Annotated in this window: 11 protein-coding genes; 7 read left to right on the top strand and 4 right to left on the bottom strand. The window is 50.5% G+C overall.

Features of this window, described 5'->3' with window-relative positions:
* Nucleotides 1-358 precede the first annotated feature (358 nt).
* The 5 genes from AZF00_RS04070 to AZF00_RS04050 are packed head-to-tail and all read left to right on the top strand — an operon-like array spanning nucleotide 359 to nucleotide 7,987.
* Complete coding sequence (locus AZF00_RS04070) at nucleotides 359-1,855, top strand: HAD-IB family hydrolase (protein WP_050985153.1); 1,497 nt, start codon at nucleotides 359-361, stop codon at nucleotides 1,853-1,855.
* On the top strand, nucleotides 1,852-3,279 hold the full coding sequence (locus tag AZF00_RS04065; RefSeq protein ID WP_008246127.1) for a wax ester/triacylglycerol synthase family O-acyltransferase: 1,428 nt from the start codon (nucleotides 1,852-1,854) through the stop codon (nucleotides 3,277-3,279). The genes AZF00_RS04070 and AZF00_RS04065 overlap by 4 nt, the downstream gene beginning before the upstream one ends.
* 48 nt (nucleotides 3,280-3,327) lie before the next feature.
* Entirely contained in the window at nucleotides 3,328-4,743 is a 1,416-nt protein-coding gene (locus AZF00_RS04060; RefSeq protein ID WP_008246125.1) for a DUF3336 domain-containing protein, read from the top strand.
* 26 nt (nucleotides 4,744-4,769) lie between these two features.
* Entirely contained in the window at nucleotides 4,770-5,609 is an 840-nt protein-coding gene (locus tag AZF00_RS04055; RefSeq protein WP_008246124.1) for an alpha/beta hydrolase, read from the top strand.
* A 23-nt stretch (nucleotides 5,610-5,632) separates the two neighbouring features.
* Nucleotides 5,633-7,987: a 1-acyl-sn-glycerol-3-phosphate acyltransferase gene (locus tag AZF00_RS04050; protein ID WP_008246115.1), complete on the top strand. Its 2,355-nt coding sequence runs from the start codon at nucleotides 5,633-5,635 to the stop codon at nucleotides 7,985-7,987.
* Nucleotides 7,988-8,103: 116 nt separating this feature from the next.
* Here the strand turns inward: AZF00_RS04050 and AZF00_RS04045 are convergent, their stop codons facing one another.
* From AZF00_RS04045 to AZF00_RS04030, 4 genes are all read right to left on the bottom strand, one after another.
* The gene (locus AZF00_RS04045) at nucleotides 8,104-9,210 is read right to left on the bottom strand and encodes an alkane 1-monooxygenase (protein WP_008246114.1); all 1,107 of its coding nucleotides are present in this window, start codon (nucleotides 9,208-9,210) and stop codon (nucleotides 8,104-8,106) included.
* Between the two features lie 89 nt (nucleotides 9,211-9,299).
* Nucleotides 9,300-10,445 (bottom strand): acyl-CoA dehydrogenase family protein, encoded by a 1,146-nt coding sequence (locus AZF00_RS04040; protein WP_040802402.1) that lies wholly within the window; start codon nucleotides 10,443-10,445, stop codon nucleotides 9,300-9,302.
* Between the two features lie 76 nt (nucleotides 10,446-10,521).
* Nucleotides 10,522-12,240, bottom strand: a complete 1,719-nt coding sequence (locus AZF00_RS04035) for an enoyl-CoA hydratase-related protein (RefSeq protein WP_008246112.1) — start codon at nucleotides 12,238-12,240, stop codon at nucleotides 10,522-10,524.
* A gap of 212 nt (nucleotides 12,241-12,452) precedes the next feature.
* Nucleotides 12,453-13,340: a LysR family transcriptional regulator gene (locus AZF00_RS04030; RefSeq protein ID WP_008246111.1), complete on the bottom strand. Its 888-nt coding sequence runs from the start codon at nucleotides 13,338-13,340 to the stop codon at nucleotides 12,453-12,455.
* Between the two features lie 99 nt (nucleotides 13,341-13,439).
* Between AZF00_RS04030 and AZF00_RS04025 the strand changes: the two genes are divergently transcribed.
* Nucleotides 13,440-14,576, top strand: coding sequence for an acyl-CoA dehydrogenase family protein (locus AZF00_RS04025; RefSeq protein WP_008246110.1), 1,137 nt, complete (start codon nucleotides 13,440-13,442; stop codon nucleotides 14,574-14,576).
* Nucleotides 14,577-14,589: 13 nt separating this feature from the next.
* Nucleotides 14,590-15,558, top strand: a complete 969-nt coding sequence (locus AZF00_RS04020; protein WP_008246109.1) for an NAD(P)H-dependent flavin oxidoreductase — start codon at nucleotides 14,590-14,592, stop codon at nucleotides 15,556-15,558.
* Nucleotides 15,559-15,605 lie beyond the last annotated feature (47 nt).

The raw sequence follows: 15,605 nt of genomic DNA, 5'->3' as shown, positions 1-15,605 counted from the left end.
CACACCTCTCTTCTATCGTCTGAGCCTAGTGTAGGCGCCATTACTGTCTACACTGTGTAACCACATATTGCGGCCTTATCTTCGGCGACACGGCATTTCGTCGCCACTGATTCTCATTATAGACACAGCCTTAGCAACCTTACAATACGCTTGCTATTGTTTTGCATACTAATTAAAATTGTAATATAAGCTAAGCCACACTTTAGACGGGCACCAAACACGCAGGCGTGGGGCACTATGCTACCTTAAGTCGAACGCTGAGGTAGCAATGAAATACTAGCCCAAATCGACGTAACAACTCATAATTTGCAGCAGCTTAATAATGGGCAGTGCAAGCAACGCGCGAGGGATGCCAACAGTGTCTACAACGGATGATTTGTTAGCAGAAATCAACACAACCCCCACCGGGCCCGGCACACTGGCCCTCTTTGACTTTGACGGCACCATCATTGCTGGTTATTCCTCGCTATTTATTTTGCGCGAACAACTGCGGCGCGGCGACATCACCACACAAGATTTTGCAAGGGTAGTACTTGCTCTAATAAACCATCAAGCGGGGCTAATGGACGACCACGGCCTAATGGAGCTTGGCGCATCGTTTTTAAAAGGCAGCCCGGTACAAAGCTTTGATGAGCTTTGCAGGCAAGTCTACGAAAAACAGATTAACAAACGAATTTACCCAGAAGCACGCGCACTTATTGCCGCACACCGAGCGCGTGGCCATGTTGTCGCCATAGCCTCCTCAGCACCGGAGCAAGCAATAAGACAAGTGGCGCAAGATTTGCAAATTGAACACATTGCCAGCTCTCACTATATTGTTGCCGAAGGCATATTCACTGGCGCCGTGACAATGCCGGTTTGCTGGGGTTTTGGCAAACGCCTTGCGGCAGAGAAATTGGCCAGCCAGCTAAACTGCCAGCTAGAAAAGGCCTTTTTCTATACCGACAGCGATGAAGACCTACCGCTGCTGGACGTCGTCGGCCACCCCACTGCGGTCAACCCCAATGCCCGTCTCAAGCAGCACGCCGATTTCAAAGACTGGCCCAGCGTCGCCTTTAAACCTCGGCGCTGGCGCCTGCGGGAATTAGGCGGCACCGCTGCGGTGTATGTGTCGCTGGTCACCAGCTATCTCGGCGGCTTAGGTATCGCGCGCCTAGACGGCGACCGTAAGCGCGGGCGCGGATTCATGCTTAAGCACTTCACCGACAGCGTGTGCAAATTGATCGGCATGGATATCGAGCTTATCAACGAGCACTACTTACGCGACAACCCTGCCAGCGTCGTCATTTTTAATCATCAAAGCGCCGCCGACGGCTTTATTATTCTTAAACTCCTGCGCGAGAACTACGCGGGGATTGGCAAGCGCGCCTTTGGTCGCGAGCCCTTGCTGTCGGACGCCTATGAATTTGCTGGCGTCATTCCCATCGACCGCGAAGACGGCAAAGCGGCTATCGCCAGCATGGCACCTTTAGTCGACGCTATTACTAAAGAAGGCCGCAGCGTAGCAGTGGCGCCAGAGGGCACCCGCAGCACGTCGCGCATGCCAGGCCCATTTAAAAAGGGTGCCTTCCACCTCGCCTTAGATGCCAAGGTCAATATCGTGCCGGTGGTAATACACAACTCCGTTAACATCCAGACCAAAGGTGACAAGCTATTCCACGCCGCCAAAGTCACCGTAGAAATCTTGCCGCCGATCGATACGAGCAACTGGCAACGAGAAAACCTGAATAGCCATATTGCCGATGTTCGGCAGCAGTATTTACAGGCACTGGGTTTTGCATCACCTGAAGCCAGCACCCCAGCGACGCAAACCGCCGCAAAAAAGGCGCCACGTAAAAGGAAGGTGACAACATGAAGCAGCTCAAGCCTCAGGACGCTCAGTTTCTCTATATGGAAACTGAAAACAATCTGTCTAACGTCACCATGATATGTGTTTACACGCCGCCCGAAACACCCGTTCAGGCACAAGTTGAGTACGACCCCCTCGCCGCGATAAGCAGCCAATTACAAAAGCGACTTCCGCTAAGCACCATTTTTACCCATAGAATTAAATCGGTCGCAATGAATCTTGATTACCCCTACTGGGAAAAAGATCCACACTTCCAATTTGAAAATCACCTCAGCCGCGTCAATGCAGCGGCACCCGGCGACCGCACGGCACTAAACAAAGCCGCAGCCAACTTCCACTCCCGCCCCTTAGATCTGCGGCGGCCACCGTGGGAAGCGCAGATCGTCACTGGCCTAGACAATATTGACAACTTAGCCGTCGGCAGTTTCGCGCTACTAATTAAGCTTCACCACGCCGCCATTGACGGCACCGCGGCAATGCAGCTTTTTCTTGGTTTGCACGACAGCAACCCCGAGCCAACAACAAGCCCCATAAACGTAGGCAACGTCCCAGAACAGCACCCCTACCCGAGTCGCCAGCAATTGCTGCGCAAAGCGCGGCAAAATTACCTGCAGTCGCCAGTGAAGGCCGCCAATCGCATTATTAGCCAATTAAAGTCTATGCGTGGCACAAAAACTCACACAGACCTTGTGCCGCACGTAAAAAAGCCACCGGTACCTAAAACCCGCTTTAATCAAGCCGTGAGCCCAGAGAAAAAACTCGTCACTCACAGCTTTCCACTCGACCAAATCAAGCTCTTGCGTGGACTATGCGCTGGGGCCACGCTGAACGATATTATTCTCGGCATTTGCAGCGGCGCGCTAAACCGCTACCTCAGTCACCATCAGGAACTCCCCAATATTCCACTCGTGGCCTGGGTGCCAATAAACGCCCGTCGCCCCGGCGACGCAGCCGACGACGGCAATAATATTAGCGCGATGGCAATTAACTTAGCCAGCCAAATCAGTGACCCAATTGAGCGCTTACAGCTTATTGTAGCCACCACCCAAGAGGCTAAAGCTGCCCGCACCGGCACAGCCGCCAGAATGGTTACCGATCTCAGTCAGGAACTGCCCAGCGTCGGCATGGCCGCGTTCACCAAGCTACTGCTCGCTTCCGGCGTCACCGGAAAAATATGCAATCTTGCGGTTTCGAATGTTCCCGGACCAACAGCCCCGCTTTTCTTAAAAGGTGCACAGTGCCGAGAGCAATACGGAATGGTGCCCCTTGGCGACAACATGGGCCTATTCTTTGTGGTTATGAGTTACAACGGCTCACTCAATATTAGCATTACCACAACCGAGGCAATCCTCCCAGACGACACATTTATGGTGAACTGTTTGCAGGAGGAATTCACGCTGCTGCAGCAAAAACTCAATAGCGGCAAGTAATGGCAACGCCCCAGTGCAAGACACTTAGCCCCATATTACGGACCGCTTATGACGCAAGCTAATAGTTACAATGAATGGCGTGAAGCCGCAATCGAGCGCGACCGCAAATCTGGCATGCTGGCTTGGCGGCAAGCGGAAAGCAGTCGTCTGTACGATTACCGCTCAATACGAAATCGACTCACCAAAATCAGTGAAAAGCGCGCTAGCGGCGATAGTAAAGGCTTACTATTTGCACTTAATGAGGGAATTCACGGCAATATGGCCGGCATGGGTAATGCCCTACTGTACAAACGCGCCGCCTTTGGCACCAAATTTTTAATAGACGAATACACCACCGAAGTCGGCGAAGCACTGTCCTACTTAGCCAGCGACGACGTCACCAATATTAGCCTGGCGCAAAAAGCCGATTTTTTTCAGCGCGCCAGCCATTGTTTTGGCCGATCAGCACTCATGTTAAGCGGTTCAGGCACCCTGTTCTACTTTCATCTTGGCGTTGTAAAATCGCTCTGGGAACAGGATCTTTTACCTAAAATCATCTGCGGCTCCAGCGGCGGCGCGTTAATAAGCTCTTTGGTTGCCACTCATTCGCAACAAGAACTCCAAAAAATATTTGACCCAGAGTACATTCGCTTTGAAGTGGAACAAAACAGCCGCGCCCTGCCTGGTTTTGGCTTATTGCGTAAGCAGGCAATTCCGCTCAGCGCCGTTAAAGAGCTGTACGCCCGTCTAATCCCGGAAATTACCTTTGAAGAAGCCTACCAGCTCACCGGCTATAAACTGAACATATCCGTTGCACCGGTAGAAAAGCACCAATCCTCTAGGTTACTCAACGCCATTGCCTCGCCAAATGTCTTGGTGCGCGACGCGGTAATGGCCTCGTCCGCATTTCCCGGATTTTTCCCCGCCGTCGCCCTCAGAGCAAAAGATGAACACGGCAATATTCGTCCCTACCTTGAAGACCGAAAATGGATGGATGGCTCAATTTCAGACGATATGCCCATAAAACGCATTGCGCGTTTATACGGTGTTAACCATTTTATTGTTAGCCAAACCAATCCTGCGGCACTGCCCTTTATTCACGGGGAAAAATCCTCGGTCGGTGCAGGCGTTATCAAGCGCGCGTTTAAAAACACCACGCGGGAGTGGCTATTAGCCGGCAATAAGCTAATCAGTCATCCCGGCGCCAGCCAGTCGACATTCAATAGTGCGGCGACGATATTGGGCCAAGTACTCTCCCAAACCTACACCGGCGACATCAATATTCTGCCACCGAGCCGCTTACACAATCCTATTAGCTTATTAGCGGGGCGAAGTAATGAAGAGGCACTGGCCCTGATCAACGCCGGAGAGCAGGCGAGCTGGCCACATATTGAACGCATTCGCATCCAAACCCATATCAGCCGTTTGTTAGATCAGCTATTGAAAAAAATCGATGCTCAAATACTGTATCCTCACCGCCATTAAATACGCCTAAAAAGAGTTATTTTACTATGCCAGTTCATGTAGAAAGCTTTACCAACGCCAATGGGCTAAACATACATACTCGCAGTTGGTCTGTCTCTCAGGCTAAGGCCCACGTTGTTATTGTGCACGGCCTTGGTGAACACGGCGCTCGCTATCAGGCGCTGGCAGAAACCCTGAATAATAGCGGCTATAACTGCTATGCTCTCGACCATCCTGGACATGGTTTGTCTGATGGCAAAAAAGGCCATATCGATAATTTTTCAATGTTTATCGACACTACCGTGGAGTTTATTCAACGCGTCCGCGCCACTGCGCCGGAGCTTCCCTGCTTTATGATTGGCCACAGTATGGGTGGTGTCATCGCCACCAATGTACTTATTCAAAACCCGGAGCTCATTGATGCCTGCGTGCTGTCTGGCCCCGCACTGGCCACCGATGAAGCCGTTGGCCCACTGCTAAAGCGCATTTTAAAAACAATAGCAGCGGTATTTCCCCGTCTGCCGGTTTTTGCCGTAGACCCAAGTTTGGTATGCAGCGTGCCCGAGGTGGTTGCTGAATACCGCGAAGATCCATTAGTGCTCAGTGGCAGAGGCACAGCAAATTTAATAGTTGAAATATTGGCAGGTAGCGTCCAGGCAATGGCCGGCGCCAAGTCAATCAATACCCCGATGCTACTTTTGCACGGCGAACAAGATGCACTCGCCCACCCCAAAGGCTCGCAAATGCTTTACGACACCATTGCATCGACCGACAAAAAAATAGTGATATACCCCAAGCTCTACCACGAAATTTTTCATGAGGCATGCAAATACGAAATTTACGCCGATATTGCCGAGTGGCTTAACAAACGCCTAAGCAGTCACTAATGTAATTTATAGGAATAAACTGCATGACAGAAACCAATAAAAATCCTTGGCCAACAGGTATAAAGCAAACTATCGTTTTCATCGCAGACTGCAGCAATAAGCGCGAGATGAAATTGATAAGTAGCTACATCACGAAATTTCAGCCCTCTGGTAGTAAGTATGAAGTGGTGTATCGCCCCTTGCGCAATACGGCTCTACATTCACTGCGTAAAGGTGATCTGTGCCAAACGCTAAGCAAACACACAGACTGCTTTTTAGTGCCCATTCGCCTCAACTGGGAGCCAAAAGATAAGCAGAACGAAAGCTTAGAGTTGATCGATTTTATAGCTGGACGCACCACCAACCCAAATCGCCTGCATCAGTTTCTGTCCAGTCTCACCGGCGGCTTGGACAACAGTGTGGTGGTGGGCTTGGGCGCGACATTATCAAGCCTCCAATCTGAGTTTGCCAAAAAGCAGGAGCAAGGGTTTCAGTACACAAACCTGAGCGCGTTCATTGAGCGTTCCGCCTTATTATCTCTCGAAAAAGCCCAACGCAATGTCAGCGGCGCGCGGTATCGCATTCCGCACCTGATTAACGATGAAGTGCTAACGCGCCCGGCGATGCGCGCAGCGCTAGCCACCATTCAAAAGCAAAGTGGCAAGCCCCTCGCCAACCTCGAGAAATACGCTCGCCAATGCCTTACCGAGATGGCCGCGACGCCCACACCAATGGGCAATGACCTCGCCGCCGCATTAGGCAAGTTTATGTCGACGCGAGGCTTTGACCCCGACATCGATATTGACGAGCACGAGATTGAGCGCATCCGTAAACTGCTCAAAGAAAAGCCCGTCGCCTTTTTGTTTACCCATAAATCCCATATCGACGGATTTTTACTGATCTGGCTATTTCATAAGTACAATTTGCCACCGGCGCATATTTTTGGTGGCATAAATATGAGCCTGCCGGGCCTCGGCAAATTATTGCGCAGCTCAGGTGCTATTTTTATTCGGCGCAGTTTCAGCAATGACGAAACCTACAAGGCGGTATTCAAAAATTACATCGACTACTTGGGCGAGAAGCGCTTCCCCGTTATGTGGGCACTGGAAGGCACCCGCTCGCGCATTGGCAAACTAATGCCACCACGCTACGGCCTAATTAACTACGTGGCCAGCGCCTATGCTCGAGACGATGCGCAAGATCTGGTCATGATGCCCATATCCATTTGCTACGACCAAGTACCGGAGATCGCTGATTACGATGCCCTCCAAGGCGGCGGCAGTAAACGGCCGGAATCAGCCTCGTGGTTTATGGAATACATCAGTGGCCTAAAAAACCCCCACGGCAAAATCCACGTCAGTTTTGGCGAAGGCGTTCCCATCAGCCGTTATATCGACAAATCTAATCCCGTAGTAGAACCCCGCGCCGTTCAAAAATTAGCATTTGACCTCGCCGTTGACGTAAACCTAGCAACGCCGGTCACCGTAAACGGGCTAATTTGCTACGTGTTGCTTGAAAACGGCCACAGGGCCATTAACTTCAAAGAACTCAGCGACGGCATAGCGTCCTTACTCACACTATCAAAATTGCTTAATTTCAAGGTTAGCAACGAAGTCGAACACTTTAGTGAGGCCACACTACGGATCTATTTGCAGCAACTCGGTGAAACCGGCGTCATTAACATCGTTAACGACGGCATTGAGTCGGTCTATATGATTCCCCACGACAGCGGCCGCAAGGCCGCGTTCTATCGCAACGGTATACTGCACTTCCTTACCACGAGCGCCATTGCCGAACTCGCCCTACTCGGCGTGCGCAGTGACGGCGACGCCGCCATGGCAGAGTTCCATCACGAAGCGCTACGAATACGCGAGCTGTTAAAATACGAATTTTTCTTTCAGGGCAGCGAGGATTTCATCCAAACCTTAGAACAGGAAATGAGCCTGCGTCTACCGCAGTGGCAAAGCCTCATTAGCACCGGCGAAATTGGTGCTCAGGAAATGATTAAACAGTTTGAGCCACTCATTGGTCACGGCACACTACGTTCGTTTATAGAAGCCTATTTACTCATTGCCCGCACCCTGCGCATGGAAGCGGCCATGCGTAACAGCGAGCCCAAAGCACTCATAGAGCGCGCGCTCACACTGGGAAAACAACGGGTATTGCAGCAACGTATTCACTGCGAAGAATCGGTGTCGTCGGTGTACTTTGAAAACGCCATCAAAATCGCCGAAAGCCTAAACTTGCTTGAAGCCTCAGCGGATGTCGTTGAACGGCGTCAACAATGGCTAAATGAACTGCGCCACCTTACCGCCAACCTCCGAGTACTGGCATCGGTTAGCGATGCCAGACGGATTGCAGAACGCGCGCGCTTAGAAGAGACACTGGCTTACAGTTAAACTAAGTGGCAGATGAATATTTGCACCAATATTTCAGGCAATCGATAAAACAAAAAAATGCCGACGCTAGCGTCGGCAAAATAATATGGTCTGTCTCTTAAGTAAGGCTACTACACTTAAGCAGCAGCCTTGACCTCTTGCTCATCACCAAACCAATCTGGCCAGCCAGCGCGCTCGTTTTGCGCTTTAGCTAAGACGCGTTCTTCGCTGCTTGCCAACTCCAAGTCCCAACGCTTTAGTGCAGGTTTGGCAATGACATTATTCCATACCGGCGGAATTAAGGCGCTCAAGAAGCAGATGAAGACATTAGGCATTTTGATTGCTGTCGTATCAGGCTTAAGCTTGTAATACGGCGTATAGGCATTGAGGTGGTGATCCGCGTGATTGGTGATCTCAAAGGCGATTACACGAGTCATTGGCCCAAGGTGATTCCAAACATGGCGGCGACCAATCGGTTTACCAGGCACCCGAACCTGACCAAAATGCTGGAAGAAGTTAAAGGTCTCTACCCAAAGGCGCGCAACCAAAACCGAGGCAATACCGCACACCAAGGCCACCGGGCCACCAATCGCGAATATAATTCCCTGGAAAGCAAGCTGGGCAATAATGGCAGGCCACATGCGGTGTTTAAGCGAATATCGACCCATACCGCGTTTTTCAAGCGCGTCGCTTTCTAAGCGAAACGCGCAAATTGTACTGTGGTATACCGCGGGCAATGCAAATGTGTACAGCGACTCACCCCGTGCGGCGGTATCACTGTCTAGCGGTGTACCAACATCTAAGTGGTGACCCGACATATGCGCGATATTCCGCGTGCAATCAAGGTATACAACCTGACAATAGGTCCCGACAAACTGACGCATTACACCGCGCTGGTGATACAACTCATGGGCGGCTGGCACCACCACAATAACCGACAGCCAAGTTACCGACAAAGTAGCACCAAGGAGCTCGGCAGTGCTAAGTGTGCCACCACCAATTTTCCATGCCAGTACAAATAATAAGCATGGTCCCGCCACCGAGCTGATCCAAATCGGAATATTTGCCAAGGTTCGGTTATTAATATGACGCTCTTTAAGGTCAATAGGTAGTAAATAGTCGGCTAAGGCCAGTGCCGGCAACGTTATTATTCCGAACCACACCCACGGTCCGCCAACGATGATCGACACAGCGGTAAGCAACTGAATCAATGGAGAAAAGTAGTAACGCGCATAATCAAACATGCTAATAACCTCTTATTTTAGTGCTTTATTTTAATACCACACTAAAAAAGCCTCGATGCAATATCGAGGCTCTCTAGTCGAAGTTTAGATCACTTTTTAAATATTTCCTTTGAAATAATCGTTTTCATTATCTCGATGGAGCCACCGGCAATTTTGACAATACGAGCATCGGCATAAGCGCGACAAATGGGGTATTCCCACATATAGCCCCAGCCGCCAAACAGCTGCAAACACTCATCTACTGCTTTGCAGTGCAAGTTACTCAACTGCATTTTGGCGATTGCGGCCGTTACGGAATCCAGCTTGCCAGCAATAAATAATTCAATGCACTTATCGGTAAACACCCGACCAACCACTGCTTCGGCGTACAGCTCGGCCAGTTTAAACTGGGTGTTTTGGAAGTCGGCAATAGTCTGGCCAAAGGCTTCACGTTGAGACACGTAGTCTCTGGTCCACTCGATAACAGTCTCGGTGACCGTCGCACTGCGAATCGTTTGGGCAAGACGCTCTTGGGCGAGTTTCTGCATCATGATTTTGAAACCCTTACCCTCTTCACCAAGCATATTGGTGGCGGGTACGCGAACGTCTTCAAAAAACAGTTCTGAGGTGTCCTGCGCTTTCATGCCCAGTTTGTCGAGGTTTTTACCGCGCACAAAGCCTTTCATGTCGCCTTCAACAATGAACAAAGTAACGCCGTTGGCGCCAGCAGCAGAATCGGTCTTGGTTGCGCACACTAAAATATCGCAGTTCTGGCCGTTAGAAATAAAGACTTTCTGACCATTGATGATGAAGTCATCACCATCGCGAACCGCTTTGGTACGAATATTTTTTAGATCGCTGCCCGCATGGGGTTCTGTCATACCGAGAGAACCGATCCATTCACCGGATACCATCTTCGGCAGAATACGTTTTTTCTGCTCTTCGGTACCAAATGAATTGATATACGTAGCAACCAAATCGGTGTGAATCAAAAATCCTGGGCCGGAGTAACCGGAGCGGAACAATTCTTCAAATACCACTACGTCGTAGAGGTAATCGGCACCTAAGCCGCCATACTCTTCCGCGATGGTGCAGCAGAGCATGCCCGCTTCACCCGCTTTTAGCCAAAGTTCACGGGGCACAACACCGTCTTTTTCCCATTGTTCGTGATAGGGGGCGATTTCCTTCTCAATAAACCGCCGAACCGATTCCCGAAACATATTATGTTCTTCGTTAAAGAGCGTTCTTTCTATCATTATGAACCACCAATTTATTTACTTCACAATCGTAATTTTCGCTTGAGTACTATATAGCTAAAAAATTTTACTTAAATTAGGCTGCGCTTAGCTTGTAGCCCAACTCATTTTTAAACTGCCATTGCAGTTGAGCTATTAATTCTTGTGAGCCGCTATACGCCAATTCGCCGCGCTGGAACATACTCAGGCAAGACAGCGGACCACCCGTCCATTTAGGAAAGCCAACGCCGTAAATAGCCAGTAAATCCACGCCCGCCAGTAGAGCGTCATTAGCGCTGTCATCATCGCTCAACTGGCTTGTTAGCCAGTCGTAAACAGCAACTGACAAGCCAAGCAACAAGGGTAGGCCAAGTTCTTTATTTGGCACTTGGGTATTTTGAGCTGGCACTGCGAGGTCGTCGATCGCTATTCGTGCCAAAGACTCCAAACCGACCGCCTCACACTGGGTATAAAAATTCTGTGCGGAAACACCCGCGTTTGCATATGCCGCGCGCATAGCGGTAAGTAGCACTTCATTCACGCTCTGGGCACTACGGCTCAATACAATAGCCTTTGCACTGCGTTGCAATACCGCCATGGCACGCGCATTAGACTCCGCCGATTCAGCCGCCGCCAATTCAACAACTTCACTGCGGGCAAAGTTATTCGCCAGTCGCAGCACCGGCTTTGCGCCCGCACCGCTTGGGGCTGAGCCAAGCTGGTGAACCAATAAATCTGCGCGACCATCATCACTGCTCGCGGCGGCTATATAAAAATCTGCTTCCGCTTGCTGGGCCATTTTTCTAAACGGATTTTTACCTAAATCGAGGTCTCCCAAGAGAACAAAACTCGTCGGAGCTGAAACAGCGGGTAAACCCACTAACGACTGCTTAGTCGCTGCGGTCTTTGATAAAAAGCAGCTCGTCACCATATTTGACGACACCGGATTACTCATTAAATCGACAAAGATATCCCACTCAACATCACAGGCTGTATCAATTGGTTTTGTGTAGCCGCCAACGAGGCAATTGATAATGGCATCGACTGCTGGATAGAGCTTGGCATCGCGGTCGCTGATGCCGGCCACTTGGCAAGCCCAGTGCCGAAAACCAGTATCTGTCGTTGCCACAGCGACATCGGTGGCCATACGATATTCTGGCGAATCCCAGCGCGCACCAGCGTTCATGCTCAGTACCATTTCGCTGGCGGTAGCCACAAGATTTTCTGCTGAGGCAAGGCGGTCTACTAAACCGCTTGCTTTAGCTTGCGCCGCAGACAGCGGCTTGCCATCCAGCAACATTTTAGTGCTGAGTTCAAGACCAACATAGCGAGGTAAACGCTGGGTGCCACCCGCGCCAGGCAAAAGGCCAAGCAAGACTTCGGGGAGTCCGAGCTGGACATAGGGCGCATCAATACACACCCGGCCATGGCAGGCCATCGCCAACTCTAAGCCACCACCGAGGGCGAGACCATTTACCGCAGCAACAGTGGGCACCGGCAACTTTTCTAAACGGCGGAATAATTTGCCTAGATAACTATAGCGATCACGCATTTCTTGCCACGTGGCAGAAAACCGCATGGCGCCAAAATCTTGGATCATGGCTAAATCGGCGCCCGCAACAAAACTCGATTTACCGGACGTGATGACCAATCCGGCAGGCGGCTGACCCGCTGCAACAGCCTTTTCGATCAACTCAATTAAGGCGGCAAGATCAGCCATCATCGCTTCAGAAAATACATTGAAGGGCCGCCCCGGCATATCTAGAGTCGCCACCATAACGCCACTCGAATCTGCAGTTACAGTTATGTTCTTCATAGATTGACTCTTAAGCACCGATAACTCCTAGATAGTTACGCCCTGCTTTCACCTCAAGAAAAATGTGAACTACCAGAACCACTTGAATACCTAGTATAGCTATTAGTTTGCAAAAGTAAAGTTCGCTAGCGATCATTTAATCCAAAAAGTTCCGAGCGGTATGTTTTACACATATTACAAGCAGAGCTCAGCCCATAAGCTTATACCAATGCCTAGGACTCAAGCATTCTTACTAGGGTTTTCATTGGCTCACTTGGCAAAAATTTAGTGCTATAAGCTGCCGCCAAGGGCACGGGCTCCACTTTTTCGACAATATTTAAAAACGAAAACTCATCAAGAAAGGCCTCATTGTCTTTATATGAGGCTGACACGGTACCAATGGTATCGCTGTTGGCGACAATTTTGCAGGCAGCTGAAAAATGACCAATGATATGCAACTGTTTTTCTGGCGGAATAACCGGCGCACCAAACAGTTGATTAATCAGCTCCGCGGTTGCCACACTGCGGTCTGCCAGCGCCATCGGAAACTGATTTAACTCGCCTATATTTATCTTTTTTCGGTCACCCAAAGGGTGGGCCTTACGTACAAAAAAACAGATTTCCAGTGGCGGCAGCGGATGGATGGTAAATTGAGATTTGTGCAAGCTAATTGCCGGCGCCGGACCAACTAATAAATCAATATCGCGGTTTACTAAATGGTGAATGCTCTGCTCAATCCAACCTGCGGTTTGTTCAATTCTGACATCGGGGTGAGCCATTAGCATTTGCGTTAGCGCGGTGTTTAACAGCGACACCAAGGACGGCGGACAAACTCCCACACGTATCCGCGAACTACTTAGCTGGCGTCCCAACTTGGCATCGGTTGTCAACTGATCTAGGTCGGCCACAATGCGCGCTGCGCGATCAATAAAGCTTCGCCCCTGAGACGTGGCGTGCATGCCACGGGCGTAGCGTTCAAATAAGGCAAAACCGACCTCAGCTTCAATGTCGGCAATGTTTTTAGTCAGGGCCGATTGCGTAATGTGAACCTGCTTTGCCGCTGCGGTTAATGATCCGCAGCGATCTACCGCCACAATATGACGCAGTTTATTTGGATTCAAAGGTATTCCCTTTTCGAATAATATAGAATAAATATCATTAGACGGAATATTTAAACTTTGTCAATCTTTGCGTCAAATTAAGACCACAGGATCAACCTCATGATAGAGCGCGCCATCTATACCGAAGACCACGCAATGTTTCGCGAGAGCGTCAAAAAAATGTACGCTCAGGAGCTTACCCCCTACGTAGAGGAGTGGGAAACCAAAGGTATTGTCAGCCGCGAATTCTGGCGCGCCTGCGGTAATAACGGCATGTTACTGCCAGATATCCCAGAGACCTACGGTGGCGGCGGACTAGACTTTAAATTCAATGCCATTCTGCTAGAGGAAACGGCCCTCGCCGGCACCACCGGCCCGGCATTTGGGGTACACAATGATATTGTCGCCCACTATATTAATAACTACGGCAGTGAGACGGTCAAACAACACTGGCTACCCAAAATGGCAAGCGGCGAGGCCATTGGCGCCATTTGCATGAGCGAACCCAGCACCGGTAGCGATTTAAAAAACATCCGCACCAAGGCTACCCCGGTAGAGGGCGGCTTCTTACTCAACGGGTCCAAAACCTTTATCACCAATGGTCTAAATGCCGACGTGGCCGTTATTGCCGCTCGGGTAGGTGACGATAGCGGTGCGCGGGCAATTTCACTGTTTGTTTGCGGCTGTGATCAAGCAGGCTTCATTAAAGGACGCAAGCTCGACAAGGTCGGCAACCGCTCATCTGACACCGCCGAGCTGTTCTTTGAAGACGTCTTTATTCCCCAGGAGAATATGCTGGGTAAACAAGGCGAAGGCTTTATCTATATGATGAAAGAGCTACCCCAGGAGCGCCTGTCCATCGCCATCTCCTGCCAGGCCGCAGCACAGCACGCCTACGATATTGCCGTAGACTACGTAAAAGAGCGGCAAGCCTTTGGCAAAGCGGTATTCGACTTTCAAAACACCCGCTTTGTTTTGGCCAACCTCAAAACCAATTTACAAGTAGGTTGGGCCCACTTAGATGCCTGTATACAAGCGCTGGTTGACGGCAAACTCGCCACCCACGAAGCCGCCGCCGCCAAACTCTGGCACAGCGAGCTGCGCTGTAAAGTGGTAGACGACTGCCTACAGCTCTTTGGTGGCTACGGCTATATTGAGGAGTACGAAATTGCCCGCTTATGGCGCGACGCACGGGTAATGCGCCTATACGGCGGCACCTCAGAAATTATGAAAGACTTAATCAGCCGCTCTATTTAACGAGGATATGACCATGGCTCTTCCCGAAATTCTCACTAAAAATGTGCGCCTACCCGTTATGGCCGCACCAATGTTTATCGCCTCGACACCGGAGTTAGTTATAGCCCAGTGCAAGGCCGGTATTATTGGCTCAATTCCCGCCCTAAATGCCCGCCCGCAAAGCCAACTCGAAGACTGGATTATCAAAATTCAAACTGAGTTAGCCGAATACGACCGCCAAAATCCAGATCAGCCAGCCGCGCCTTTTGCTATTAACCAAATATCCCACCCCAGCAACGACCGCTTAATGGGCGATCTGGAAATTATCGCAAAATATAAAATTCCTATTGTGATTGTGAGCCTCTATGTCGCGCCACAAATCTGCGAGGTGGTGCACAGCTACGGTGGTATTGTGCTCAACGATATTATTTCTAATCGCCAAGCCAAAAAATCGGTTGAAGGCGGGGTTGATGGTCTTATTGCCGTTGCCGCAGGTGCAGGTGGCCACACCGGCAATATTTCACCCTTTGCCTTGGTATCCGAAATACGAGAGTGGTGGGACGGACCACTCGCCCTCTCTGGCTGCATTGCCACCGGCCAAAATATTCTGGCAGCCTTGGCCACCGGCGCAGACTTCGCTTATATTGGCTCGCCGTTTATAGCTACCAAAGAAGCCAATGCCGTCGCCGACTACAAGGCCATGATCGTTGACGGTAGCGCCAAAGACATCATCACCACCGACGCCTTCAGCGGCGTACCCGCCAACTTTTTAGTCGGCTCCGTAGAGCGCGCAGGGCTAGATCCAAAATCACTAAAACGCGATGCCGACAAAGCCATTGATGTAAGCGAAACCAGCCAGAGTTTTAATACTTGGAAGGATATCTGGGGCTGCGGACAAGGTATTAATGCGGTTAAAAACATAGTACCAACGGCTGAATTGGTTGCCCGCCTCAGCCGTGAATATGAGGCCGCTCGCCGCACCTTTCTGGATCGCATTGGCTGAGTGAGCAAATCGCCCTTCGTTGCTAAAACGCGCATACAAGGGCGGAA

Origin of the sequence: Zhongshania aliphaticivorans, from assembly GCF_001586255.1 — a bacterium.
Classification (GTDB): domain Bacteria; phylum Pseudomonadota; class Gammaproteobacteria; order Pseudomonadales; family Spongiibacteraceae; genus Spongiibacter; species Spongiibacter aliphaticivorans.
Note: the sequence above shows the minus strand (reverse complement) of the source record. Positions and strands in the feature narration are given on the sequence as shown.

What these genes read in the sequence shown, in the direction of transcription:
- AZF00_RS04025 (WP_008246110.1), top strand. Translation starts at nt 13,440, where the DNA reads ATGATAGAGCGCGCCATCTATACCGAAGACCACGCAATGTTTCGCGAG.
- AZF00_RS04065 (WP_008246127.1), top strand. Translation starts at nt 1,852, where the DNA reads ATGAAGCAGCTCAAGCCTCAGGACGCTCAGTTTCTCTATATGGAAACT.
- AZF00_RS04040 (WP_040802402.1), bottom strand. Translation starts at nt 10,445, where the DNA reads ATGATAGAAAGAACGCTCTTTAACGAAGAACATAATATGTTTCGGGAA.
- AZF00_RS04045 (WP_008246114.1), bottom strand. Translation starts at nt 9,210, where the DNA reads ATGTTTGATTATGCGCGTTACTACTTTTCTCCATTGATTCAGTTGCTT.
- AZF00_RS04035 (WP_008246112.1), bottom strand. Translation starts at nt 12,240, where the DNA reads ATGAAGAACATAACTGTAACTGCAGATTCGAGTGGCGTTATGGTGGCG.
- AZF00_RS04060 (WP_008246125.1), top strand. Translation starts at nt 3,328, where the DNA reads ATGACGCAAGCTAATAGTTACAATGAATGGCGTGAAGCCGCAATCGAG.
- AZF00_RS04050 (WP_008246115.1), top strand. Translation starts at nt 5,633, where the DNA reads ATGACAGAAACCAATAAAAATCCTTGGCCAACAGGTATAAAGCAAACT.
- AZF00_RS04020 (WP_008246109.1), top strand. Translation starts at nt 14,590, where the DNA reads ATGGCTCTTCCCGAAATTCTCACTAAAAATGTGCGCCTACCCGTTATG.
- AZF00_RS04055 (WP_008246124.1), top strand. Translation starts at nt 4,770, where the DNA reads ATGCCAGTTCATGTAGAAAGCTTTACCAACGCCAATGGGCTAAACATA.